The sequence below is a fragment of the Sphingobium limneticum genome, assembly GCF_008710165.1.
GTDB lineage: Bacteria > Pseudomonadota > Alphaproteobacteria > Sphingomonadales > Sphingomonadaceae > Sphingobium > Sphingobium limneticum.
Genome location: NZ_VYQA01000010.1, coordinates 184362 through 208396 on the forward strand (window position 1 = coordinate 184362; position 24035 = coordinate 208396).

23 protein-coding genes are annotated in these 24035 nt (G+C 64.3%); 6 read left to right on the forward strand and 17 right to left on the reverse strand.

The genetic code is table 11. The features are described from left to right. Window positions 1–44: 44 nt before the first annotated feature. The 9 genes from rseP to rpsB form a co-directional block, all read right to left on the reverse strand. Window positions 45–1178, reverse strand: a complete 1134-nt coding sequence (gene rseP / locus F4U95_RS14800; RefSeq protein WP_150426217.1) for an RIP metalloprotease RseP — start codon at window positions 1176–1178, stop codon at window positions 45–47. Then, window positions 1175–2332, reverse strand: coding sequence for a 1-deoxy-D-xylulose-5-phosphate reductoisomerase (locus tag F4U95_RS14805; RefSeq protein WP_150426218.1), 1158 nt, complete (start codon window positions 2330–2332; stop codon window positions 1175–1177). Before F4U95_RS14805 ends, rseP begins: the two co-directional genes overlap by 4 nt. Next, window positions 2329–3108, reverse strand: coding sequence for a phosphatidate cytidylyltransferase (locus F4U95_RS14810; protein WP_150426219.1), 780 nt, complete (start codon window positions 3106–3108; stop codon window positions 2329–2331). Before F4U95_RS14810 ends, F4U95_RS14805 begins: the two co-directional genes overlap by 4 nt. 4 nt (window positions 3109–3112) lie before the next feature. Next, a complete protein-coding gene (uppS, locus tag F4U95_RS14815; RefSeq protein ID WP_150426220.1) occupies window positions 3113–3853 on the reverse strand; it encodes a polyprenyl diphosphate synthase in 741 nt (246 codons plus the stop codon). A 43-nt stretch (window positions 3854–3896) separates the two neighbouring features. Next, on the reverse strand, window positions 3897–4454 hold the full coding sequence (gene frr, locus F4U95_RS14820) for a ribosome recycling factor (RefSeq protein WP_120250535.1): 558 nt from the start codon (window positions 4452–4454) through the stop codon (window positions 3897–3899). A gap of 3 nt (window positions 4455–4457) precedes the next feature. Beyond that, complete coding sequence (gene pyrH, locus F4U95_RS14825; RefSeq protein ID WP_120250536.1) at window positions 4458–5183, reverse strand: UMP kinase; 726 nt, start codon at window positions 5181–5183, stop codon at window positions 4458–4460. A 97-nt stretch (window positions 5184–5280) separates the two neighbouring features. After that, complete coding sequence (locus F4U95_RS25385; protein ID WP_150426221.1) at window positions 5281–5403, reverse strand: PIN domain-containing protein; 123 nt, start codon at window positions 5401–5403, stop codon at window positions 5281–5283. 469 nt (window positions 5404–5872) lie between these two features. Further along, entirely contained in the window at window positions 5873–6799 is a 927-nt protein-coding gene (gene tsf / locus F4U95_RS14835; RefSeq protein ID WP_150412015.1) for a translation elongation factor Ts, read from the reverse strand. A 219-nt stretch (window positions 6800–7018) separates the two neighbouring features. Next, window positions 7019–7777: a 30S ribosomal protein S2 gene (gene rpsB, locus F4U95_RS14840; RefSeq protein WP_120250538.1), complete on the reverse strand. Its 759-nt coding sequence runs from the start codon at window positions 7775–7777 to the stop codon at window positions 7019–7021. Window positions 7778–8032: 255 nt separating this feature from the next. Between rpsB and F4U95_RS14845 the strand changes: the two genes are divergently transcribed. After that, window positions 8033–8260, forward strand: coding sequence for a hypothetical protein (locus F4U95_RS14845; RefSeq protein WP_150426242.1), 228 nt, complete (start codon window positions 8033–8035; stop codon window positions 8258–8260). A 161-nt stretch (window positions 8261–8421) separates the two neighbouring features. Here F4U95_RS14845 and F4U95_RS14850 read toward each other — a convergent pair whose 3' ends face one another. Together F4U95_RS14850 and F4U95_RS14855 are read right to left on the reverse strand one after the other, a co-directional pair. Continuing rightward, the gene (locus F4U95_RS14850; RefSeq protein ID WP_150426243.1) at window positions 8422–9156 is read right to left on the reverse strand and encodes a CDP-alcohol phosphatidyltransferase family protein; all 735 of its coding nucleotides are present in this window, start codon (window positions 9154–9156) and stop codon (window positions 8422–8424) included. Between the two features lie 91 nt (window positions 9157–9247). Further along, window positions 9248–9982 (reverse strand): phosphatidylserine decarboxylase, encoded by a 735-nt coding sequence (locus tag F4U95_RS14855; RefSeq protein ID WP_150412017.1) that lies wholly within the window; start codon window positions 9980–9982, stop codon window positions 9248–9250. Window positions 9983–10142: 160 nt separating this feature from the next. On the opposite strand from F4U95_RS14855, the gene F4U95_RS14860 reads away from it, so the two are divergent. Further along, the gene (locus F4U95_RS14860) at window positions 10143–11366 is read left to right on the forward strand and encodes an NADP-dependent isocitrate dehydrogenase (RefSeq protein ID WP_120250541.1); all 1224 of its coding nucleotides are present in this window, start codon (window positions 10143–10145) and stop codon (window positions 11364–11366) included. Window positions 11367–11575: 209 nt separating this feature from the next. Continuing rightward, the gene (locus tag F4U95_RS14865; protein WP_120250542.1) at window positions 11576–13189 is read left to right on the forward strand and encodes a carbon-nitrogen hydrolase family protein; all 1614 of its coding nucleotides are present in this window, start codon (window positions 11576–11578) and stop codon (window positions 13187–13189) included. Between the two features lie 157 nt (window positions 13190–13346). Here the strand turns inward: F4U95_RS14865 and F4U95_RS24605 are convergent, their stop codons facing one another. The 4 genes from F4U95_RS24605 to glmU all read right to left on the reverse strand — a co-directional run bounded on the left by F4U95_RS24605 (window position 13347) and on the right by glmU (window position 17630). Next, entirely contained in the window at window positions 13347–13520 is a 174-nt protein-coding gene (locus F4U95_RS24605; RefSeq protein WP_161600395.1) for a hypothetical protein, read from the reverse strand. Beyond that, window positions 13517–15340 (reverse strand): glutamine--fructose-6-phosphate transaminase (isomerizing), encoded by a 1824-nt coding sequence (gene glmS, locus F4U95_RS14870; protein WP_120250543.1) that lies wholly within the window; start codon window positions 15338–15340, stop codon window positions 13517–13519. Before glmS ends, F4U95_RS24605 begins: the two co-directional genes overlap by 4 nt. Window positions 15341–15452: 112 nt before the next feature. Next, complete coding sequence (locus tag F4U95_RS14875; protein WP_425505065.1) at window positions 15453–16304, reverse strand: metallophosphoesterase; 852 nt, start codon at window positions 16302–16304, stop codon at window positions 15453–15455. A 33-nt stretch (window positions 16305–16337) separates the two neighbouring features. Beyond that, window positions 16338–17630: a bifunctional UDP-N-acetylglucosamine diphosphorylase/glucosamine-1-phosphate N-acetyltransferase GlmU gene (gene glmU / locus F4U95_RS14880; protein ID WP_246171605.1), complete on the reverse strand. Its 1293-nt coding sequence runs from the start codon at window positions 17628–17630 to the stop codon at window positions 16338–16340. Window positions 17631–17782: 152 nt separating this feature from the next. Here glmU and F4U95_RS14885 point away from each other — a divergent pair, with 152 nt between their 5' ends. Together F4U95_RS14885 and F4U95_RS14890 are read left to right on the forward strand one after the other, a co-directional pair. Beyond that, a complete protein-coding gene (locus tag F4U95_RS14885; RefSeq protein WP_150426223.1) occupies window positions 17783–18451 on the forward strand; it encodes an HAD family hydrolase in 669 nt (222 codons plus the stop codon). Window position 18452: 1 nt separating this feature from the next. Continuing rightward, entirely contained in the window at window positions 18453–19214 is a 762-nt protein-coding gene (locus F4U95_RS14890; protein ID WP_150426224.1) for an enoyl-CoA hydratase/isomerase family protein, read from the forward strand. Window positions 19215–19652: 438 nt separating this feature from the next. Here the strand turns inward: F4U95_RS14890 and F4U95_RS14895 are convergent, their stop codons facing one another. Together F4U95_RS14895 and F4U95_RS14900 are read right to left on the reverse strand one after the other, a co-directional pair. Then, on the reverse strand, window positions 19653–19997 hold the full coding sequence (locus tag F4U95_RS14895; RefSeq protein WP_150426225.1) for a UrcA family protein: 345 nt from the start codon (window positions 19995–19997) through the stop codon (window positions 19653–19655). 621 nt (window positions 19998–20618) lie between these two features. Next, window positions 20619–20822 (reverse strand): hypothetical protein, encoded by a 204-nt coding sequence (locus F4U95_RS14900; RefSeq protein WP_150426226.1) that lies wholly within the window; start codon window positions 20820–20822, stop codon window positions 20619–20621. Window positions 20823–20877: 55 nt separating this feature from the next. Between F4U95_RS14900 and uvrA the strand changes: the two genes are divergently transcribed. Then, window positions 20878–23796 carry an excinuclease ABC subunit UvrA gene (gene uvrA / locus F4U95_RS14905; RefSeq protein WP_150426227.1) on the forward strand — a complete coding sequence of 973 codons (2919 nt, stop codon included), beginning with the start codon at window positions 20878–20880 and terminating at the stop codon, window positions 23794–23796. The last annotated feature ends 239 nt before the right edge of the window (window positions 23797–24035 follow it).

Below are 24035 nucleotides of genomic sequence, written 5' to 3' on the forward strand. Positions count from 1 at the left end.
CCGACACAGACGACGCCAAACCGGGCTTCCCTGCCCGATGCGCGTCAACCGATCAAGCCGGACAGGCTCTTCCAAAGCCCGAAAGACGACAAATCGTTGAAAGTCACCAGCAGCATCATCGCCATCAGCACCGCCAGGCCGGACCTGTAGGCCCATTCCTGCGCCTGCGCGCTGACCGGCCGCCGCTGCACCGCTTCGATCCCGTAAAAGAGCAGATGCCCGCCATCCAGCATGGGAATTGGCAACAGGTTGATGAACCCCAAGTTAATCGAGATGAGTGCCACGAAGAAGATGAAGCTTTCGATGCCCAGCGTCGCCGCCTGGCCCGAAACCTGCGCGATCTTCAACGGCCCGCCCAATTCCTTGACCGACCGGCCGCCGCTGAAAATCTGGCCCATCGTCTCGATCATGGTGCGCACGATCTGCCCCGTGCGCTCGATCGCCACCACCGGCGCGCGCAGCAGGCTCACCGGTTCAACTACCGGATCGCCGGGCGCCAGGCCCAGCCGACCGATCTGGAATGTGTTGCCAAAACCGTCATCCTCGGTGACGCTGCCGATCTTGCCGTCGCGGGCGAAGGTCTTGCCGTCCCGCTCGATCACCATCGCGACCGCTTCGCCGGGGCGGATCTGCGCATAGAGGCGGATATCGTCGAAGGTCGCCATGTCCCGGCCGCCCAGCGACACGATCCGGTCGCCGGCCTTCAGCCCAGCTGCCGCCGCCGCGCTGCCCGGCTGCACCACGCCCGCCACTGCCGGCGTGCGGCTTTCGCCATGGACGAAGGCGAAGGTCGCCAGAATCAGGATCGCGAACAGGAAATTGATCGCCGGCCCGGCCGCCACGATCGCCGCGCGCTGCCACAGCGGCTTGGCCGGGAAGCTTTCCGCCCGGTCCTGCGCCGACATTTCCAGCCAGGCCGGATCGGTCATGCTCGCCGCATTCATGTCGCCCTTGAAACGGACATAGCCCCCCAGAGGCAGCGCCGCGACGCGCCAGCGGGTACCGCGCCGGTCGACCCAGGCGAAGATTTCTGGCCCGAAGCCGATCGAAAAGGCCTCCGCCTTCACCCCGCACCAGCGCCCGACCAGATAATGGCCCAGCTCATGCACGAAGACGAGCGGTCCGATGACCGCCACAAAGGCGAGTGCGGTCAACAGGAAACCGGGATTGTGGATCAAGCCGTCAATCTTTCCATCACTTGGCCCGCCTGCGTACGGGCCTGCCCGTCGGCGGCCAGCACATCGTCGATCGTAGCAGGGCTGGCCGCGCTATAACGGTTCAACACATCCTCTACAATCATGGCGATATCAAGGAAGCCGATCCGCCCAGAAAGGAAGGCCGCGACCGCCACTTCATTGGCCGCATTCAAAATGGCCGGGGTCGCACCGCCCGCCTGCGCCGCATCGCGCGCCAAGCGGAGCGCGGGAAAGCGTTCCAGATCAGGTGCTTCGAAATCGAGCCTGCCAATGCGTGTCAGGTCCAGCGGCTGGCACGGCGTGGCGATCCGCTGGGGCCAGGCCAGCGCATGGGCGATGGGAATGCGCATGTCCGGCGACCCCAGCTGCGCCAAAGTGGACCGGTCGCGATATTCGACCATCGAATGAATCACCGACTGGGGGTGCACCAATATCTCGATCCGGTCCAACCCGACCGGGAAGAGATAGGCCGCCTCGATCAGTTCCAGCCCCTTGTTCATCATCGTCGCGCTATCGACGCTGATCTTGGCGCCCATCGACCAGTTGGGATGCGCCACCGCCTGCGCCGGGGTCATCGCCGCCATCTCGTCCCGGCTCTTCGTGCGGAATGGGCCGCCGCTCGCGGTCAGGGTAATTCTTGCGACATCTTCCAAACGGCTGCCGGCAAGACACTGAAAAATAGCATTATGCTCGCTGTCGACCGGCAGCAACGTCGCACCGGATGCGCTCGCCGCCTCCATCATCAGCGCGCCGGCCGATACCAGCGACTCCTTGTTGGCCAGCGCCACCGTGCCCCCGGCCTTCAGCGCCGCGATCGTCGGCCGCAGCCCCGCGCAGCCCACGATCGACGCCATGGTCCAGTCCGCACCCGTCTGCGCCGCCGAAACCAGAGCCTCCTCGCCCGCCGCCGCCTCGACACCCGACCCGGCCAGCGCCTCCTTTAGCGCGCCGTACAGCCGTGCCTGCCCGATCACGGCAATCTGCGCACCGGTCGCCTTCGCCTGCGCCGCCAGACCGTCCACATCGCTGTTCGCAGTCAGCGCCACGACCTTATAGGCATCGGGTTCGCGCCGGATCAGATCCAGCGTCGACAGGCCGACCGATCCGGTCGCACCGAAAATAGAGACGCTTTTCATGCGCCTGCGACCAGCAGCCAATAGAGGATGGCAGCCAGCGGCGCGGCCGTCGCCACCCCATCCAGCCGGTCCATCACCCCGCCATGACCCGGCAGCAACGTCCCGCTATCTTTCACGCCCGCCCGGCGCTTCATATGACTTTCCAGCAGGTCGCCCGCCTGCGCCGCCACCGCCAACAGGCCGCTCGCCGCCGCCAGCTGGATCGGCAAGTCGGCGAAGCGATGCAGCAGGAAGCCCAGCACCAGCGCGGCCAGCACGCCACCGGCCAGCCCCGCCCAGGTCTTGGACGGGCTGATCCGCGGCGCCAGCTTAGGCCCGCCGATCGAACGGCCCGCAAAATAGGCGCCGATATCCGTCGCCCACACCAGCCCCAATGCCCAGAAGGCCAGCAGCAGCCCGAAGATATTCGGCTCCTGCCCGCGCAGATAGAGCAGGGCCACGATCGGCAGGCAGATATAGGGAATGCCGAGCGCCAGCTTCACGCTGCGGCTGGTGAACAGGACGAAGAAGAACGCCGCCGCCCCCGCGATCAGCACCGGCCAGTCGATCCCGGCCGCATAGGGGCACAGCAGCGCCAGCGGGATCGACACGGCAAACATCGCCGACTTGCGCCGCTCGGGGGTCGCCCCGGTCAGGTCGCCCCATTCCCCCTGCATCAACACGCCGGCTATCACCAGCAGCGTCCAGAAGATCAGGCCACCCGACAGCAGCGCACCCAGCGCCACCGCGATCAGCGCGACGCCCACGATGCTGCGGGTCCGCAATTCGCTCGTCATTCGATCACAATCCGCCGAAACGGCGGTCCCTCATGCGGAACGCATCCAGCGCCTGGGCCAGAGCGTCGGCGCCGAAATCCGGCCATAGCGTGTCGGTGAAATAAAGCTCGGCATAGGCCGCCTGCCACAGCATGAAATTACTCAGCCGCTGCTCGCCCGACGTCCGGACCATCAGGTCCAGCGGCGGCAGCCCGGCGGTATAGAGCGCCCCGTCGATATCGGCCGCGCCGATCGCCTCGGCCGCGATCTCGCCCGCCGCCGCGCGTGCGGCAAGGCTCTGCACCGCCTGCACCATCTCGTCCTGCGCGCCATAGTTGAGCGCGATCGCGATGATCGGCCCGCTATTGCCCGCCGTGCGCGCCATCGCGCCTTCGATCAGGTCGACCAGCGAGGGTTCGAGCGCACGATAATTGCCGATCACCCGCAACCGCACGCCATTGGCGTGAAACTCGTCGATATCGGACTGGATGAAATGGCGCAGCAGCCCCATCAGGTCCGCGACTTCGCTCGCCGGCCGCTTCCAGTTTTCGGAGGAAAAGGCGTAGAGCGTCAGACATTCCAGGCCCAGATCCTGCGCCGCCCGCGCCACGCGCCGCACCGCCTCCACGCCCGCCCGATGACCGGCCACGCGCGGCAACAGCCGTTTCTTGGCCCAGCGGCCATTGCCGTCCATGATGATGGCGACATGGCGCGCGCCATGGTCGGACGCGACGCTGGTCAGATCGGGCTTGGCTTGAGTGGCCATCAGAAGGACATGCGTGTTTTGGCCGCGAAAGAAAAGCCCCGGCTTACTGGCCGAGGATTTCCTTTTCCTTCGACGTCGCCAGCGCGTCGATATCCACGATCGTGCTGTCGGTCATCTTCTGCACTTCGGTTTCCAGGCGCTTGCGCTCGTCTTCGCTGATTTCGCCCTTCTTCTCGTCGGTCTTCAGGCTGTCCATGCCGTCGCGGCGGACGTTGCGCACCGCGATGCGCGCGCCTTCGGCATATTTGCTGGCGAGCTTGGCCAGTTCCTTGCGCCGCTCCTCGGTCAGGTCGGGGATCGGCAGGCGCAGCGTCTGCCCGTCGACGATGGGGTTGAGGCCCAGGCCCGCCGAGCGGATCGCCTTGTCGCACGGCCCCACATTGGTCTTGTCCCACACCTGCACCGACAACATGCGCGGTTCGGGCGCGGACACGGTCGCCACCTGATTGAGCGGCATGTTCGCGCCATAGACGGTGACCATGACGGGATCGAGCAGCTGCACATTGGCGCGGCCGGTGCGCAGACCCGTCAGGTCGCCACGCAGCGCTTCGATCGCGCCGGCCATGCGGCGCTCCAGGTCGGACTTGTTATATTGCGGCATGACTTAGGACTCCTGATTCTGCACGATCGTCGCGACACCCTGCCCGGCCAGCACGGTGGCAAGGTTCCCGGTTTCACGGATGTTGAACACGACGATGGGAATGTTGTTTTCACGGCACAGCGCGATCGCGCTGGCATCCATGACCTTCAGATTATCGTTCAGAACCTGATCGAAACTGATGCTTTCATAACGGACAGCGTCGGCCACCTTCTTGGGATCGGCATTGTAGATGCCATCGACGCTGGTGCCCTTGAACAGGGCGTCGCAATTCATTTCCGCCGCGCGCAAGGCTGCGGTGGTATCGGTAGTGAAGAAGGGGCTGCCGGTGCCCGCTGCAAAGATGACGATCCGGCCCTTTTCCATATGCCGCTCGGCCTTGCGGCGAATATAGGGTTCGCACACCGACGCCATCGGAATGGCCGACTGGACGCGGGTATCATAGCCCAGCTTCTCCAGCCCGTTCTGCACCGCCAGTGCATTCATGACGGTGGCGAGCATGCCCATATAATCGGCGCTCGCCCTGTCGAAGCCCTTGGCCGCACCGGCCAGCCCCCGGAAGATATTGCCGCCACCCACGACGACGCAGATTTCGAACCCGGCATCCTTGGCCGCGGCAATCTCGCCTGCGACACGCGCCACGGTTTCCGGCTCGATGCCGAACTGCCCCTGCCCCATCAGCACTTCGCCGGACAATTTCAACAGGATGCGCTTGTAGGCAGGCCGGGTCATGCGGGGCAAGAATCCTTGGATAGGTGGAAAGGGAAAGCGGCCGGACATTAGTGGCGCATGCGCATAATGGGAAGGGCGATTGTTGCCGATATGCAGCTTATCGCGCAGGCATGTCGAGAAGCGCCGCCAGTTCGGGATGGCGCGGCGCGGCCAGCGGATTGAGGACGGCAACGCCGCGCGTGACGAAGCCATGCTGCATGTCTTCATATGCAAACGACACCGCAAACACGACGATCCTTTGCGATTCCGGGAATTTTGGGAAAGTCGGCTGACCGATCAGAAGCGGATACCCTTTTACCCTCTCCCGCTTTCGCGGGAGAGGGTACGGAGACTTGGCAGCTTGCTGCCTTAGTCGCAGTCGGTGAGGGCCTTTCTTCTTTCTGGACAACCACTTCCTGCCAAAAAGAAGGAAGACCCTCACCCAACCCTCTCCCGTGAAAAACGGGAGAGGGCTAAAAAAACCGCCAGTCTGCTCTCCACCCAACACCGCCCTTAGCCACCAGCAATGAATGCCTCTTGAGCAACGGCACCCACTTCATCTCAGCATGATGAACAATCCACCCAATGCCTGAGACGGATAACGACCCCCCGCTCAATATCCCCGCAATCACGCACCCCAACCCAACGAAAAAGGGGCGCCCCTTTCAGGACGCCCCTTCCTTTTTCCGTATCGCTTGGAAAGCGGTCGATCAGACGCCGGCGGCGGCTGCGACTTCCGCCGCGAAGTCGCTGACTTCCTTTTCGATGCCTTCGCCCAGCTGGAAGCGGACATAGGACTTCAGCGTGATCGTCGCGCCGGCATCCTTGGCGGCCTTGGCGACGACGTCGGCGACCGGCGTCTTGTTGTCCATCACGAAGATCTGCGACAGCAGGGCCTGTTCCTTGGCGAACTTGGCGACCGCACCGTCGACCATCTTGGCGACGATTTCGGCGGGCTTGCCCGATTCGGCGGCCTTTTCGGCGGCGATGGCGCGTTCACGCTCCAGCAGCGCCGGGTCGATGTCGTCGGCCGACAGCGCCAGCGGGAAAGCGGCGGCGATGTGCATGGCCAGCTGCTTGCCCAGCGGCTCCAGAACGTCGGCCGGCGCATTGCCTTCCAGCGCGACCAGCACGCCGATCTTGCCCAGGCCCGGTGCAGCCGCGTTGTGGACGTAAGGAACGACGACGCCTTCGGTCACTTCGACATGGGCGACGCGACGGACATTCTGGTTTTCGCCGATGGTGGCGATGTTGGCGACCAGCTTTTCAGCGATCGTGCCGCCGGCGGGGTGCGCCTGCGCAGTCAGCGCTTCGGCATCGGCAGCGCCGCTTTCCAGAGCGACGGTCGACACGGTGCGGACGAAGTCCTGGAACTGGTCGTTCTTGGCGACGAAGTCGGTTTCGCTGTTCACTTCGACGGCGACGCCCTTGGTGCCGGCGACGACGACGCCGACCAGGCCTTCAGCGGCGGTGCGGCTCGACTTCTTCTGCGCAGCGGCCAGACCCTTGGCACGCAGCCAGTCGGTTGCCGCTTCGATGTCGCCATTGGCTTCGGTGAGCGCCTTCTTGCAATCCATCATGCCCGCGCCCGAACGGTCGCGCAGTTCCTTGACGGCGGCAGCAGTAATCTCGGCCATGTTTCGGCTCCTAAATTCTTGGATGGTTCAAAAATTCATATGTTCAAAATAGGCGTTAGGGCGCGTTCCGGTGGAGCGCGCCCTCTTGGGTTGCGTTCCCCGGCGCAGGCCGGGGTCCAGTTGGACGGTCCGATCTGGCTCCCGACTTTCGCCGGGAACCAGCTATCTTATACCGATCGCAACCCTCTAGTTCGCCAATCTTGCAGTCGTGCGACGCTTTTAGGCTTCGGCAACGATCTCTTCGGCGGCCGGCTCGTCCAGCGCGCCCAGGTCGACGCCCGAAGCCTGCTGCGCACCACGGTTGCCCTTGGTGGCGGCGGCGGCGATGGCGTCGCAGTAGAGGCGGATGGCGCGGCTGGCGTCATCGTTCGCGGGAACCGGGAAAGCGATGCCGTCGGGCGACACGTTCGAATCCAGGATCGCGACGACCGGGATACCCAGCGTGTTGGCTTCCTTGATCGCCAGCTCTTCCTTGTTCGCGTCGATCACGAACATCACGTCGGGGATGCCGTTCATGTCGCGGATACCGCCCAGCGACAGTTCCAGCTTCTCGCGCTCGCGGGTCATCTGAAGGACTTCCTTCTTGGTGAAGCCGTGGGTATCGCCCGACAGCTTTTCCTCGAGGGTCTTCAGGCGCTTGATCGAACCCGAAATGGTCTTCCAGTTGGTGAGCATGCCGCCCAGCCAACGATGGTTGACGAAATGCTGGCCCGACTTGCGGGCGGCGTCCGCGATCGGGTCCTGCGCCTGGCGCTTGGTACCCACGAACAGCACCTTGCCGCCGGCGGCGACGGTGCCCGACACGAAGTCGAGCGCACGGCCGAACAGGGGCACGGTCTGCGACAGGTCAAGGATGTGGATGCCGTTGCGCTCGCCGAAGATGTACGGCTTCATGCGCGGATTCCAACGGTGGGTCTGGTGGCCGAAATGGGCGCCAGCCTCGATCAATTGGTGCATGGTGACGACAGGTGCCGCCATAATAGTTCTCCTTCCGGTTGGCCCTCTGGGAATCAGGAACCGCGAAGCTGCCTCAAAGGCGGCGCGTGGCACCGGATATGTCGATTCCCATGTGGAATGGTCGCGCCTTTAGCGTCGAAAAAAATGATTGGCAAGGGTTGACGCCGTTCTCGAATGAGAACATAAAGGGAACAGACGGAACAAATACGGTTAACGCCCGTTCAATCCGTCATAATGAGCCATGTCGTGTAGATGGCAAGACAGAAAGTGATCCTTATGTTCGCTCTTGTTGCCGCAACCCTGTTCTCCGGCGCTTTCCTGCTGGCCATCGGCACCATCGCCTGGATGTTCGCACTCTATCATGACAAGATGGTGGCAGCGCTCCAGTTCGAACCGATCCCTCAGAACCCGCCGGTCTATCATATCCGCATCCGCCGCCCCCGCGTGGCGCAGCCGGCGCCCCGTCCGACCCGCATCACGCACAGCCGCGCGCTGGCCGCCTGAACGAGGCAAGCCTGAACGATCAGGCTTCCCTCACTCCGTTCGCGCTGAGCCTGTCGAAGCGCCGCACTCTTTCTGGATGAGCGCCTCATCCTCAACCATTCGCTTCCAGCGCAGTCGAGAAGCGACTAGCGCCATAGATCTGGCGAACGGTCCATCGCTATTCAGACAGTCGGCGCGGCCGCCGCACTCTCCCGCTGCTTGCGCACCTTGGCGTAGGACATGATCCCGAACGGGATCAGCACCACATAGACCGCGCAGATCATCAGCAACGTCAGCCAGGGATCGGTCACCAGCAACGCGGCCAGCAAACCCGCCAGCGCGATCATCTCCAGCCGGATGCGCTTGCGCAGCCGCAGCGCCGACCAGCTATAGGTCGCGATGTTGGAAATCATCAGGAAGGCGACGAACGCCGCCCAGGGCGCCACCACATACCAGGCGCGGAAAATATCCTCGCCCGTCACCAGCCACAGATAGAGCGGCACGAAGGCCAGCCCCGCCCCCGCCGGCGCCGGAACGCCGGTCAGGAAGCCCGCCGACTTGTGCGGCTGCTCGTCCGCATCGATCGCCGCATTGAACCGCGCCAGACGCAGCGCGCAGGACAGCGCATGCGCCAGCGCGAAGATCCAGCCGAATTTCGGCATGGCATAAAGCGACCAGAGATAGAGGATCAACGCCGGCGCCACGCCGAACGCGATCGAATCGGACAGCGAATCCAGTTCCGCACCGAACCGGCTCTCGCCGCGCAACATCCGCGCGATCCGCCCGTCCAGCCCGTCCAGCACACCGGCGAACAGGATGGACAGCACCGCCCGCTCCCACTCGCCCGAAATGCCGTAGCGCACGCCCGTAAGGCCGAAGCACAGCGCCATCGCCGTCACCGCATTGGGCGCCAGCATCCGCAGCGTAATGCCGCGGCGCAGCCCGCGCGGCACCGCGCGCCGCTGCCGGCTCATGCGCAAGCCTCAGTCACGATGGCAAAAATCTGGCTCACTGCTGAATACCCGCAATCACGCGCGTATCGCCCATCTGCCCCAGGATCGTCTCGCCCGCGACGGTACGCTGGCCCAGGATCACGCGCGGCGCGGTACCGGCGGGCAGATAGACGTCGACGCGGCTGCCGAAGCGGATCAGGCCGATCCGCTGCCCGGCCGCGACCATGTCGCCGGGCTTCACGAACGGCACGATCCGCCGCGCGACCAGCCCCGCAATCTGCGTAAAGCCGATGCGCACGCCATCATGCCGCTCGACCAGGATGTGCTGGCGCTCATTATCCTCGCTCGCCTTGTCCAGGTCCGCGTTCAAAAACTTGCCGCTGATATAGACCACCGACTTGATCGTCCCGCCGATCGGCGTGCGATTGATATGCACGTCGAACACGCTCATGAAGATCGACACGCGGATCAGCGGCTGGTCGCCCAGCCCATGCTCGCCCGCCATTTCGCGCGGCGGCGGCACCCGCTGGATCAGCGTGACGAGGCCATCGGCCGGCGCGATGATCGCGCCCTCATCCTGCGGCACGGCGCGCACCGGATCGCGGAAGAAAGCAAAGACCCAGATCGTCACCATCAGCATCAGCCAGCCGACGATTTCCCAGCCCAGCAGGAACAGGACGGCGGTGATCGCCACGGCGATCAGGCCGAACTTCATCCCCTCCGGATGGACCGAAGGGAAGCGCCATTTGACATTGCCGCCGGCGGCAATCGTGATCTCATCATTTTCCATGGTCACCGTCTTTAGGGAGAGAGCCGCCCCCTGACAACGACCGATCCGGGACAAGGCTCCGCACACGGCAGATTCATGCCCCTGCACGGTTGAACATTGCCGCCGCTTTCCCTAGTGCGTCCCCATATTCCACCCAGTAGAAAGAAGGCGAATAGGCGCTATGGCGAAGATCAAGGTGAAGAACCCCGTCGTGGAAATCGACGGCGACGAAATGACCCGCATCATCTGGGAATGGATTCGCGAACGCCTCATTCTCCCCTATCTCGACATCGACCTCAAATATTACGACCTCAGCGTCGAAAAGCGTGACGAGACGAACGATCAGATCACGATCGATTCCGCCAACGCGATCAAGGAATATGGCGTCGGCGTGAAGTGCGCCACCATCACGCCCGACGAACAGCGCGTCGAAGAATTCAACCTCAAGTCGATGTGGAAGTCGCCCAACGGCACCATCCGCAACATCCTGGGCGGCGTCGTCTTCCGCGAACCGATCGTCATTTCCAACGTCCCCCGCCTGATTCCGGGCTGGACCAAGCCGATCGTCGTGGGCCGTCACGCCTTTGGCGACCAGTATCGCGCCACCGATTTCAAGGTGCCCGGCGCCGGCAAGCTGCGCCTCGTCTTCGAAGGCGAAAATGGCGAGACGATCGACCGCGAAGTGTTCGACTTCCCCGGCTCGGGCGTCGCCATGGCGATGTACAACCTGGACGATTCGATCCGCGACTTCGCGCGCGCCTCGTTCAACTATGGCCTCAACCTCAAATGGCCGGTCTATCTGTCGACCAAGAACACCATCCTCAAGGCCTATGACGGCCGCTTCAAGGATCTGTTCCAGGAAGTGTTCGAAACCGAAGGCTTCGCGCAGAAGTTCAAGGACACCGGCATCGTCTACGAACATCGCCTGATCGACGACATGGTCGCCTCCGCGCTCAAGTGGAGCGGCGAATTCGTCTGGGCCTGCAAGAACTATGACGGCGACGTCCAGTCGGATCAGGTGGCACAGGGCTTCGGCTCGCTCGGCCTCATGACCTCGGTCCTGCTCTCGCCCGACGGCAAGACCGTCGAAGCGGAAGCCGCCCACGGCACCGTCACCCGCCACTATCGCCAGCATCAGCAGGGCAAGGCGACCTCGACCAACCCGATCGCCTCGATCTTCGCCTGGACCGGCGGCCTCAAGTTCCGCGGCAAGTTCGACGAGACGCCCGAAGTCGTCAAGTTCGCCGAAACGCTGGAGCGCGTCTGCATCCAGACCGTCGAAAGCGGCGCGATGACCAAGGATCTGGCGCTGCTGATCGGTCCGGAACAGTCGTGGATGACCACGGAGCAGTTCTTCGAAGCGATCCGCGCCAACCTCGAAACCGAAATGGGCAAGTGGGCCTGAAAGTAGGGAACTGATCTGCGCCTGCGCAGTTCAGTACGGAAGCGGAATGAGGCGGCGCCGGATACCCGGCGCCGCCTTTTCCTTTTTAATACGGCCTCAAAATGGCTTGTTCCCCGGCGAAGGCCGGGGTCCAGTTCCGCCCGCAGGACTGGACCCCGGCCTTCGCCGGGGAACGGCTGCCGACAGATTGCGACGAGGGAGATTGCGCAGTGACCACCGCCACCAAAAAACGCCTGGACGTCCGCGCCGCGGTCCCGTCCGACGTGCGCGGCATTCAACGGCTGATCGCCCGCGCCTATCCGGGCATGCCCAATTATTCGCTGGCCACCATCCGGGGTCAGATCAACAATTTCCCCAATGGCTGTTTCGTCGCCCTCTATGACGACCGGGTGGTTGGCTATTGCGCCACGATGCGCGTCAGCAAGGCGATGGCCTTTGCCGTCCATGACTGGGATGAAATCACCGCCAACGGCTTCGGCACCCGGCACAGCGCGGCGGGCGAATGGCTCTACGGCTATGAAATGGCGGTCGATCCCAAGCTGCGCGGGTTGCGCATCGGCCAGCGCCTCTATGACGAGCGCAAGGAACTCACGGAAGAGCTGGACCTGCACGGCATCGTCATCGCCGGCCGCATGCCCGGCTACGCCCGCGCCAAGCGCCGCGTCCACGGCCCGGCCGATTATCTGGACAAGGTCGTCACCGGCAAGATGCGCGATCAGGTGATCAGCTTCCAGCTCAAGAACCAGTTCGAACCGCTCGGTGTCCTCGAAAACTACCTGCCCGAAGACAAGCAGTCGGACGGCCACGCCGCCCATCTCGTCTGGCGCAATCCCTATGTCGATCCCGACGAAGCGCCCGAAATGCGGGTGCCGCGCGGCGTCGAAAGCGTCCGCATCGCCACCTGCCAGCTTCAGGCGCGCGCGGTCGAGAATTTCGACGAATTCATTCGCAACGTCGAATATTTCGTCGATGTCGCGGCCGATTATCGCTCCGACTTCATCATCTTCCCCGAACTCTTCACCCTGCCGCTTCTCTCCTACGAGACGAAGAAGCTGACCCCGGTGGAGGCGATCGACAAGCTGACCGCCTATACCCCGCGCCTGACCAAGGAGCTTGGGCGGATGGCGCTGGAATATAATATCAACATCATCGGCGGTTCCCACCCGACCCGTGCCGACGATGGCGATATCCAGAATATCGCCTATGTGGCGCTCCGCGATGGCTCGATCCACACGCAGGAAAAGATCCATCCGACCCCCAACGAAGCCTTCTGGTGGAACATCAAGGGCGGCGATTCCCTCGACGTGATCCAGACCGACTGCGGCCCGATCGGCGTACTCATCTGTTACGACAGCGAATTTCCCGAACTCGCCCGCCGCCTGGTGGATCAGGGCGCGCGCATCATCTTCGTGCCCTTCTGCACCGACTCGCGCCTGGGCTATCTGCGCGTGCGCTATTGCGCGCAGGCCCGTGCGATCGAAAATCAATGCTATGTCGTCATGTCGGGCAATGTCGGCAATCTGCCGAACGTCGACAATATGGACATCCAATATGCCCAGAGCGCGATCCTGACCCCCTGCGATCTCCCCTTCGCGCGCGACGGCATCGCTGCGGAATCGACGGAGAATGTCGAAACGCTGACCATGGCGGACGTCAACCTCGCCGACCTCAGCTGGGCCCGCGCCGAAGGGACCGTCCGCAACCTGCGCGACCGCCGTTTCGACCTCTATCATATCGAATGGGACAGCAACCCCGACCACAGCCACGCCCCCAGCGGCGGCCCCGTCCCCGCCGGCGGCCACAACGCGCCCGGCGGCGGTTAACATCCTTATCCCTCTCCCCTCAGGGGGAGAGGGCTGCGCAGACTTAGCAGCGTGCTGCCTAGTCGAAGCTGGGTGAGGGGGAAGCAACCTCACGAAAACAGGCTGGCCTTGCGCCAATACCCTTCGCCCAGCCATATTTTGCCGCGATCAAACCAACCTAATCGCCACCATCCCCGCCATCGCACCCATCATCCGCGCCATGGCCTGAATCGCCACCACCATCGCTCCCGCTACCACGCCGGCGGCGCCCCTCGCCATGCCGGTCGTTCCACCAGGCCAGCCCGAAAAAGGCCAGCATCAGCACGATGACGAAAGTGGCGCCCCCGCTCACTCCACCGTGACGCTCTTCGCCAGATTGCGCGGCTGATCCACATCCGTGCCCTTCAGCACCGCGACATGGTAAGCCAGCAACTGCACCGGCACGGCATAGACCATCGGCGCGATCAGCGGGTGGACCTTGGGCATGGTGATCGTCGCCAGGCATCCTTCGCCCGCCGCCTGCACGCCGTCATAATCGGAAATCAGCACCACCTTGCCGCCGCGCGCCTGCACTTCCTGCATATTGCTCACGGTCTTTTCGAACAAAGGCCCGCTCGGCGCGATGCAGATCACCGGCACCAGTTCGTCGATCAGGGCGATCGGCCCATGCTTCATCTCGCCTGCGGCATAGCCCTCGGCGTGGATATAGCTGATTTCCTTCAGCTTCAGCGCCCCTTCCAGCGCGATCGGATAATCGGTCCCGCGCCCCAGATACAGCACGTCGCGCGCCGGCACGATATGATGCGCCATCGCCTCGATCGCCTCGTCATAGGCCAGCGCGCCGTTGATCGCGGCGGGCGCCTCGGCCAGATGGCGGACGATCTCCTTTTCCTCCGCCGGGGTCAGCCGCCCCTTGGCCCGCGCCAGATTGGCGGCGAACGCAGCCAGCACCGCCAACTGGCAGGTAAAGGCCTTGGTCGACGCCACGCCGATTTCCGGCCCGGCATGGGTCGGCAGCAACAGGTCGGCCTCGCGCGCCATCGAACTGGTCGGCACGTTGACGACCACCGCGATCTTCTGCCCCTGGGATCGCGCATAGCGCAGCGCGGCCAGCGTATCGGCCGTCTCGCCCGATTGGCTGATGAAGAGGGCAAGCCCGCCCTCCTCCATCACCGGCTCGCGATAGCGAAACTCAGAGGCGAAATCCAAATCCACCGGCACACGGGCAAATTGTTCGAACCAGTAACGCGCGACCATCCCGGCATAGAAGCTGGTGCCGCACGCGACGATGGTGACGCGGCGGATCGCGGACAGGTCGAAATCGGGGATCGGCAACGACACGCGGTCGTCCATCCGTTGCAGATAGGCTTTGAGCGTCTGGGCCACGACGACCGGCTGCTCGTAAATTTCCTTCTGCATGAAATGGCGGTGATTGCCCTTGTCGATCATTGCGCCGGACACGCCGCTGATCGTCACGGGTCGCTCGACCGGGTTGTTATCCTTGTCGAAAATCTCCGCGCCCTGCGCCGTGATGACGACCCAGTCGCCCTCTTCCAGATAGGCGATGCGCTGCGTCAGCGGTGCCAGTGCCAGCGCGTCCGACCCCAGATAGGTTTCCCCGTCGCCATAACCCACCACCAGCGGCGACCCCAGCCGCGCGCCGATCAGCATGTCGGGATGGCTGCGGAACAGGATCGCCAGCGCAAAGGCGCCATGCAGGCGCGGCAGCACCTGGCGCACCGCATCCTTGGGGCTGGCGCCCTGCTCCACCAGTTCGCTCACCAGATGGGCGACCACCTCGGTATCGGTCTGGCTGTCGAAGGTCCGCCCGCGCGCGATCAGCTCGTCGCGCAAAGGCTTGAAATTCTCGATAATGCCATTGTGGACCAGCGCCACTTCGCCGGTCGCATGCGGGTGCGCGTTGCTGGTCGTCGGCGCGCCATGGGTGGCCCAGCGGGTATGCGCGATACCGGTCGTGCCCGGCAGCGGCGATCCGGCCAGCTCCTTCACCAGATTGTTGAGCTTCCCCTCGGCCCGGCGCCGGTCGATCGCCCCGCCATGCACGGTGGCCACGCCCGCGCTGTCATAGCCGCGATACTCCAGCCGCTTCAGCCCGTCGACCAGCCGCTCCGCAACGTCGTCCTTGCCGATGATTCCAATGATACCGCACATGGTGGAAAGCCCCGTAGAAGCAGATGAGTTTGCGCCCATATAGGGCGTAGGTGTCGCCATGCCATTAATGCCGGACCTGCGACAACGCCATGGCCCGATGATGAAAAGAATGTCATCCGGGCCTGATCGTCACCAACCAGATATCGGGCGGCGCCAGCATCCGCGCCGGTGCGCTGCTGGTCCCCACCCCGCCCGACACGATCATCGTCCGCGCGCCCTCCCGATAGACGCCGCACGCATAGCGCGTCCCATATTTCGACGGCACATAGGTGATGCCGATGAAGGGGAAGGCGATCTGCCCGCAATGGGTATGCCCCACCAAAGTCAGCGATCGCGCGTCGGGCAGCTTGGGAAACACATCCGGCCCATGCGACAGGATGACCGGCGCCCCGCCGACCCGCGCCATCGCCGCCAACGTCCCCGGCATATCGGGCTTGCGCGTATAGATATCCTGCAATCCGCCGATCGCCAGCGGCCCGCGCCGCACTGCCTTGTCCAGCAACAAGGTGATGCCCATGCGCGCAAAGCCCGCCTTCCAGTCCCCCTCTCTCAAGGCCCGGCGATTGAGCTTGCTGCGGCTATCATGATTGCCCAGCACCGCCACCACCCCCAGCGGCGCGCGCAGCCCCGCAAAGGGCGCGATGCTCGTCTGCGCATCATAGATCGCCCCGCCCTTGTCATCGCCGATATAATCGCCGCCCAGCAGAATGAGGTCGGGCTTCAACCCGTTGATCTGCCTGACGATCCGCGCCAGCCGCGCCGGGCTGTTGTCCGGCCCCGACAAATGCGTATCGGTCAGCAGCGCGACCGTCACCGCCTTGCGCGGCGCATCGGCGGGAAAGGGCAGCAGCACCTCCGCCCGCCGCACGACCGGCATGGCACTGGCGTTGTGCAGCAGCCAGAAGGCAAGCCCCGCAACGAGCAAAATCAGCGCAGCCAACGCCCAGAGAAATTTCCGGATCAACTTACAACCCAACCACCTCGCAATGACGGAGTCTCACTTCCCCGCCTTCTTCGCCGTCATCCGCTCCCGGAAACGGGCCGCCCATCCCGCCTTGCCGATCTGCTCGGGCCGCACCAGACACAGCGCGTCGGCCTCGACCGGCTTCGTCACCACGCTGCCCGCCGCCACGATCGCCCCGTCGCCGATCGTCACCGGCGCCACCAGCGCACTGTTCGACCCGACGAACGCCCCGGCGCCGATCTCCGTCTTGTACTTGAAGAAGCCATCATAATTGCAGGTGATGACACCCGCGCCGATATTGCTCCCCGCCCCCACGCTGGCATCGCCGACATAGGACAGGTGATTGACCTTCGCCCCCTCGCCCACGGTCGCTTTCTTGATCTCGACGAAATTGCCGACCTTGGCCTTCACGCCAATGTCCGCGCCGGGCCGCAACCGCGCATAGGGACCGATCGCCGCGCCGCTGGCCACGCTCGCCCCCTCCAGATGCGAAAAGGCGTGGATGACCACATCGTCCGCCACGGTCACGCCCGGCCCGAACACGACGTTCGGCTCCACCACCACATCGCGCCCCAGCACGGTATCATGCGCGAAGAACACCGTTTCGGGCGCCACCAAAGTCACGCCATCACGCATCGCCTCGGCCCGGCGCCGCGCCTGCCACACTGCCTCGACGCCTGCCAGCTCGGCCCGGCTGTTCACGCCCGCCACTTCCCACGCTTCCGTTTCGATGACGGCGCTCGTCCCGCCGGGCAGCATGACGATATCGGGCAGATAATATTCGCCCGCGGCATTATTGTTGCCGATCTGGTCCAGCAGCACGAACAGGTCGGTCGACCGCACCGCCATCAGCCCGCTATTGCACAGGGTAACGGCCCGCTCGCCTTCGCTCGCATCCTTATACTCGACCATCTTCTCGATGATGCCCTGCCCGTCGGCGATGATCCGGCCATAGGCCGCCGCATCGTCCGGGCGAAAGCCCAGCACCACCGCGCGCGGCTCGTCGCCCCGGCTCAGCCGATCCAGCATCGCCCGCATCGTGCCCGCACTCACCAGCGGCACGTCGCCGTAAAGGATCAGCACATCGCCCGCGAATCCGGCCAGCGCATCATGCGCCTGCGCCACCGCATGCCCGGTGCCCAGCTGCGCCTCCTGCACCGCGATGACCGCGCCGGTGCCGGCCACCGCCTTCTCCACCTGCGCGCGCCCCGCGCCCACGACCACCACCTGCCGCTCGGGCGCCAATTCGCTGACGCTCGCCAGCAGGTGCAGCAGCATGGATCGCCCCGCAATCGGATGCAGAACCTTGTGAAGCGACGATTTCATCCGCGTTCCCTGCCCGGCGGCAAGGATGATGACAGCGAGCGGACGGCTGGCGGAACTGGTCACGATGATTTTCCCGGCAAAAGCTATGACTTGTCCTTCCTCTGCCATGTTTGCCTTGCCTTTGCCACCGCGCAGGCGGCATGGCAGGCACCATGAGCAGCATCCCCTTCGACATCGTCGGTTTCGACCTGGACGGCACCCTGATCGACACCAGTGGCGATCTTGCCGCGGCGGTCAATTATGCCATCGGCACGATCGGCCGGCCGCCCTTCCCGGCCGCCGCGATCCACCCCTTCGTCGGCAAGGGCGCAAAGATCATGCTCGCCCGCGCGCTCGACGCATCGGGTGGCTATGACGCCGAAACGCTCGACAGCCTGCTCCCCATATTGCTCGATTATTATGAGCAGAATCTCGCCATCCACTCGCTCCCCTATCCCGGCCTGATCGACGCGATGGACGCCCTGACCGACGCCGGCGTCAAACTCGCCATCTGCACCAACAAGGCGGAACGATTCACCATTCCCCTGATGCAGCAGATCGGCCTGTCGGATCGGTTCGCGGCCATTGTGGGCGGCGATACCGTCGGCGTGGCCAAGCCCGACCCCGCGCCGATCCATGAAATGGTCGCCCGCGCCGGCGGCGGCCGCACCATCTTCATCGGCGACACGATCAACGACATTGCCGGCGCGCGCAACGCCGGCCTTGCCAATATCGCCGTCGGCTTCGGCTTCCTCGACGGTCCGGTGGAAAATCTGGATGCCGACGCGGTGATCGACCATTTCGACGAGCTGGTCCCGCTGCTGCAACGCTGGCCCGCCTGACATGCATCTGCGGCTGGAACAGGACGGCCCGGTCGCCCGGCTGCTGATCGACCGGCCGGACCGGCGCAACGCCATGACCCAGACGATGTGGGAACAGCTCCCCCGGCTCGTTGGCCAGGCGATGGCCGATGACGCCGTCCGCGTCCTCATCCTCGCCTCCGCCACGCCCGGCCTCTTCTGCGCGGGCGCCGACATCAACGAATTTGCCGCCTGTTCCGGCCAAGAAGACTGGCGCGTCGCCAATCAGGCCGCGATCCGCGCCAGCCAATATGCGCTCGCCCATGCGCAAAAGCCGGTGATCGCCGCGATCGACGGCGATTGCGTCGGTGGCGGCTGCGGCCTTGCCATCGCCTGCGACCTGCGCATCGCATCGCCCACCGCGCGCCTCGGCATCACGCCTGCCAAACTCGGCATCGTCTATTCGCTGTTCGACACGAAATTGCTGGTCGATCTGGTCGGCCCGGCCCGTGCCAAGCGCATCCTCTTCACCGGCGCGCTCCACAGCGCCGACGACGCGCTGGCAATCGGCCTGATCGAGCAGATCGCGCCCGATCCCCTGACCGCTGCCGATACGCTCGCCCGCACCATCGCCGCCAACGCCCAGCACAGCGTCCGCGCGTCCAAGGCGATCGTCCGCCGCATCCTGGATGGCCAAGCGGACGACGACGCCACCACGCTCGCCCTGTTCCGCGACGCCTTCACTCTGCCCGACTTCGCCAAAGGCGTCACCGCCTTCCGCACCAAAAGCCGCCCGGATTTCTGACCGGCCACACGCACCCTATTCCGGTCATGCCGGCGAAAGCCGGCTTCTCGAACGAGTAACGCCTTGTTCCCCGGCGTAGGCCGGGCTCCAGTTCGGAGCGTGGCACTGGACCCTTGATGGGAGTCACGCGCCTCCCATCAACTGCGCCGGGGAACGCTTCGAATGAGCCGGCGCCATGGGGCCTCGCGATCAGGCAGGCGCATATCCCGGCCCATCCCGACGTCCCAAAACGGAAGAAGTCCAACACGAAAAGGCCCGGCACAAACCGGACCTTTATCGCAAAACCATCCACACGGGCCGCGCGGATCATGGCAGGGCAGCATCACGCTCACCCATATATAATGTTCCCCGGCGCAGGCCGGGGCCCAGTTCGAAGCGTGGGACTGGCCCCTTGCCGGGAAACGGGAAACGATCGCTTCACATCATGGCGCGTCGGGATCAGTTCCCCACCACCGGACGCACGGTCTTGCCCGCATCCGCATAACGCTCGCCCGTCTCGGCGCGCGCGATGGCGGCGGTGATCGGCGCTTCGACATGGGCGATGGCCTTGGCCTTGCAGCTCATCTGCGCTTGCAGATCCATCGACGCGCAGACGCGGTTGGCGGCGCGCGCGATGCGGCTGCGCAGCTTCTGCTGATGCGCCGCCTGCGCCAGGTCCAGGTCGCCATGATAGACGCCGGTGGTGCGGCCATTGGACTGGAACTCCTGCGCTGACGCGGCGCCGGCCGTGGTCAGCAAAGCGATGGAGGCAAGAGCGGCGGCAAATTGGGTCGAACGGAACATGGGGCTATCTCCTCGAAATCTGTTGTGGCCGGCGCCCCGTCAAAGGGGGGCTATGGAAAGCGCCGGATGCGAACGGGCGGAGCCGGAAGGGTCTTTTCAGGGGGGGGCGGCACCTGCCCCGTTCGCCTCATCTTGTTACGCCTCCGATCCGCCCGGCGCCCGTCCGCTTCGACCCGGCAACGATCCCCATCGGCCAACGACGCCATTGCCGACCAAGCGCCGACGCACGCGGACGAACGGCGGGACGAACGACATGTCCCGCTTCTGCAAACGACATTTCCGTAAGGGATTATGGTGAAATACGCCTGAGGCGCATCCGCATCGGCCCGCGCTCTTATCCCAACAAGCAATGATGGGAACCTATGGCTTAGCGTTCCCCGGCGTAGGCCGGGGAACGCTCCATATGAGTCAGTCTCAGGGCTTCTTGCTCTTATGCGCATGTCGAGACAGCAACCCCGCGAATCACGCGGACATGAAAACGCCCCCGGCGCAAGGGATGCCGGGGGCGTATCCAGATGCTGTCGGGCACTCCGGATCAGGATAATTGTATCAAAGGGAAACGACGCCATTTGCGGTGAACCGTCGCTTAACGGGTGCAACCCGCGCTGCCCTATGCCCTCATCATAGCGACAGGATGATGACGATCCCGCCCGCTTCGATGATCCGCCCATGCGCACCGCCCGGCGGCATGCCGGGGGGACGAACGGCCCTCGTCGCGCCACCAACGACATGGGGCGGGGTGGAGGCGGCCCTCGAAATCCCTTTTGCGCCAGATGCTTCGCAACCGCCCTCGCATTTGATCGTTCGCTTTCCTATCTTCGCCATGGGGATGCCCGCTTCCGCTTGCCCCCGCCTCATCGAACAAATATAGAACGGCCCCATGAGTCTGACCCATATTTCCGTCCGCGGCGCGCGTGAACACAACCTCAAGGGCGTGGACGTCGATCTGCCCCGCGACTCCCTCGTCGTCATCACCGGCCTGTCCGGCTCGGGCAAATCGTCCCTCGCCTTCGACACCATCTATGCGGAGGGTCAGCGCCGCTATGTGGAATCGCTCTCCGCCTATGCGCGCCAGTTTCTGGAGATGATGCAGAAGCCCGATGTCGAGCATATCGAGGGCCTCAGCCCCGCCATCTCCATCGAGCAGAAGACCACCAGCCGCAACCCGCGCTCCACCGTCGCCACGGTCACGGAAATCTACGACTATATGCGCCTCCTGTGGGCGCGCGTCGGCATCCCCTACAGCCCCGCTACCGGCCTCCCCATCAGCGCCCAGACCGTCAGCCAGATGGTGGACCGCGTGATGCTCCTGCCCGAAGGCACGCGTTTCTACCTGCTCGCCCCCGTGGTGCGCGGGCGCAAGGGCGAATATCGCAAGGAACTGGCCGAATGGCAGAAGGCGGGCTACACCCGCGTCCGCATCGACGGCGAAATGTATCTGATCGAGGACGCGCCCGCCCTCGACAAGAAGTACAAGCATGACATCGAAGTCGTCGTCGATCGCCTGGCCGTGGACCCGGAAATGGGCACCCGCCTCGCGGACAGTTTCGAACAGGCCCTCAAACTCGCCGACGGCCTCGCCTTCGTCGATCTGGCCGAAGGCGTCGTGCCCGGCCGCGAAGACGAAGTGCAATCCACCGACAAGAAGATGAAGGGCGCGGGCATCCCCCTCAACCGCATCGTCTTTTCGGAGAAGTTCGCCTGCCCCGTCAGCGGCTTCACCATCCCCGACATCGAACCGCGCCTCTTCTCCTTCAACGCCCCCCTGGGCGCCTGCCCCGCCTGCGATGGCCTGGGCGAACGGCAGGAGTTCGACCCCGACCTCGTCGTCCCCAACGAAGCGCTCTCGATCAAGAAGGGCGCCGTCGTCCCCTGGGCCAAATCCAACCCGCCCAGCCCTTATTATATGCAGGTGCTCGGCTCCCTCGCCAAGGAGTTCGGCTTCAGCCTCGAAACCCCCTGGACCGACCTGCCGGGCGAAGTGAAGCTCATCATCCTGCACGGCACGGGCGGCAAGCCCGTCACCCTGCGCTTCCAGGACGGCAAGAAAAGCTATGAGGTCAAGAAAGCCTTCGAGGGCGTCATCGGCAACCTCAACCGCCGCCTCCTGCAAACGGATTCCGCCTGGATGCGCGAGGAACTGGCCAAGTACCAGACCGCCATGCCCTGCGAAACCTGCCACGGCGCGCGCCTGAAACCCGAAGCCCTCGCCGTGAAGATCGCCGGCGAGGACATCTCCCTCTCCACCCGCCGCTCGGTCGTGGACGCGCTCAACTTCTTCACCACCATGCCCGAAGCGCTGAACGACCAGCAGAACCAGATCGCCAGGGCCATCCTCAAGGAAATCGTCGAGCGCCTCGGCTTCCTCAACAATGTCGGCCTCGATTATCTAAATCTCGACCGTACCAGCGGCACATTGTCGGGCGGCGAATCCCAGCGTATCCGCCTCGCCAGCCAGATCGGCAGCGGCCTGTCGGGCGTCCTCTACGTCCTCGACGAACCCTCGATCGGCCTGCACCAGCGCGACAACGACCGCCTGCTCGTCACGCTGAAGCGCCTGCGCGACCTCGGCAACAGCGTCATCGTCGTGGAGCATGATGAGGATGCGATCCGCGCCGCCGACTATATCGTCGACATGGGGCCGGGCGCCGGCGTCCATGGCGGCGCCATCGTCGCGCAGGGGACGCTCAAGCAGATCCTGAAGAACAAGGACAGCCTGACCGCGGACTATCTCAATGGCACCCGCCGCATCGAAGTCCCGGCAAAGCGCCGCAAGGGGTCGGGCAAGAAACTCACCGTCCACAACGCCCGCGCCAACAACCTGCGTGGCGTCACCGCGTCGATCCCGCTCGGCACCTTCACCTGCATCACTGGCGTGTCGGGATCGGGCAAGTCCAGCTTCACCATCGACACCCTCTATGCGGCATCGGCCCGCGCCCTTAACGGCGCCCGCATCGTCGCCGGCGCGCATGACAAGGTGACGGGCCTCGACCATTGCGACAAGGTGATCGACATCGACCAGTCGCCCATCGGCCGCACCCCGCGCTCCAACCCGGCCACCTACACCGGCGCCTTCACCAACATCCGCGACTGGTTCGCCGGCCTCCCCGAAGCGCAGGCGCGCGGCTACAAGCCCGGCCGCTTCAGCTTCAACGTCAAGGGCGGCCGCTGCGAAGCCTGCACCGGCGACGGCCTGCTCAAGATCGAGATGCACTTCCTCCCCGACGTCTATGTCACTTGCGACGTCTGCCACGGCGCCCGCTATAATCGCGAGACGCTGGAGGTGAAGTTCAAGGGCCTCTCGATCGCCGACGTCCTGGACATGACGGTCGAGGATGCGGTCGAATTCTTCAAGGCCGTGCCGCCCATCCGCGACAAGATGGCGATGCTGGCGGAAGTCGGCCTTGGCTATATCAAGGTCGGCCAGCAGGCCACGACCCTGTCGGGCGGCGAAGCCCAGCGCGTCAAACTGGCCAAGGAACTCAGCCGCCGCGCCACCGGCAACACGCTCTACATCCTGGACGAACCCACGACGGGCCTGCATTTTGAGGATGTCCGCAAACTCCTCGAAGTCCTCCACGCACTGGTCGACCAGGGCAACAGCGTGGTCGTGATCGAACATAATCTGGACGTCATCAAGACGGCGGACTGGATCATAGACATGGGACCGGAGGGTGGCGTCAAGGGCGGCGAAGTGGTCGCGGAAGGCACGCCGGAAAAGGTCGTGAAAGAGAAGCGCAGCTTTACCGGGCGGTATCTGGCGCCTTTGCTGGGGCTGGAGGCTTTGGCGGCGGAGTGATTGATAAACAATGCATTGATCGCATATCTCAAATTAGATAGCCATAAGTTCAACCTATATCCCTGAGGCGTCATGTCGCAAAATTTGCAGCTTAACAGGTTGCGGAAAAAGGCTCTTTCCTTGAGCCGCTTGAGGTGATTCAGACGCCTTCAACTGAGGTTGAAGGATTTGAGATGCGGGGCGGCGATTACCGGAGCGAAGGGTTGTTTTCCTACGTGAGCTGCGAAGCTCGGGTTCCG

Bases quoted from the DNA above. Each gene is read 5' to 3' on its own strand.
- F4U95_RS14805 (WP_150426218.1), bottom strand. From the start codon at position 2,332: ATGAAAAGCGTCTCTATTTTCGGTGCGACCGGATCGGTCGGCCTGTCG.
- F4U95_RS14810 (WP_150426219.1), bottom strand. From the start codon at position 3,108: ATGACGAGCGAATTGCGGACCCGCAGCATCGTGGGCGTCGCGCTGATC.
- uppS (WP_150426220.1), bottom strand. From the start codon at position 3,853: ATGGCCACTCAAGCCAAGCCCGATCTGACCAGCGTCGCGTCCGACCAT.
- frr (WP_120250535.1), bottom strand. From the start codon at position 4,454: ATGCCGCAATATAACAAGTCCGACCTGGAGCGCCGCATGGCCGGCGCG.
- pyrH (WP_120250536.1), bottom strand. From the start codon at position 5,183: ATGACCCGGCCTGCCTACAAGCGCATCCTGTTGAAATTGTCCGGCGAA.
- tsf (WP_150412015.1), bottom strand. From the start codon at position 6,799: ATGGCCGAGATTACTGCTGCCGCCGTCAAGGAACTGCGCGACCGTTCG.
- rpsB (WP_120250538.1), bottom strand. From the start codon at position 7,777: ATGGCGGCACCTGTCGTCACCATGCACCAATTGATCGAGGCTGGCGCC.
- F4U95_RS14845 (WP_150426242.1), top strand. From the start codon at position 8,033: ATGTTCGCTCTTGTTGCCGCAACCCTGTTCTCCGGCGCTTTCCTGCTG.
- F4U95_RS14850 (WP_150426243.1), bottom strand. From the start codon at position 9,156: ATGCTGGCGCCCAATGCGGTGACGGCGATGGCGCTGTGCTTCGGCCTT.
- F4U95_RS14855 (WP_150412017.1), bottom strand. From the start codon at position 9,982: ATGGAAAATGATGAGATCACGATTGCCGCCGGCGGCAATGTCAAATGG.
- F4U95_RS14860 (WP_120250541.1), top strand. From the start codon at position 10,143: ATGGCGAAGATCAAGGTGAAGAACCCCGTCGTGGAAATCGACGGCGAC.
- glmS (WP_120250543.1), bottom strand. From the start codon at position 15,340: ATGTGCGGTATCATTGGAATCATCGGCAAGGACGACGTTGCGGAGCGG.
- glmU (WP_246171605.1), bottom strand. From the start codon at position 17,630: ATGAAATCGTCGCTTCACAAGGTTCTGCATCCGATTGCGGGGCGATCC.
- F4U95_RS14885 (WP_150426223.1), top strand. From the start codon at position 17,783: ATGAGCAGCATCCCCTTCGACATCGTCGGTTTCGACCTGGACGGCACC.
- F4U95_RS14890 (WP_150426224.1), top strand. From the start codon at position 18,453: ATGCATCTGCGGCTGGAACAGGACGGCCCGGTCGCCCGGCTGCTGATC.
- F4U95_RS14895 (WP_150426225.1), bottom strand. From the start codon at position 19,997: ATGTTCCGTTCGACCCAATTTGCCGCCGCTCTTGCCTCCATCGCTTTG.
- F4U95_RS14900 (WP_150426226.1), bottom strand. From the start codon at position 20,822: ATGGCGAAGATAGGAAAGCGAACGATCAAATGCGAGGGCGGTTGCGAA.
- uvrA (WP_150426227.1), top strand. From the start codon at position 20,878: ATGAGTCTGACCCATATTTCCGTCCGCGGCGCGCGTGAACACAACCTC.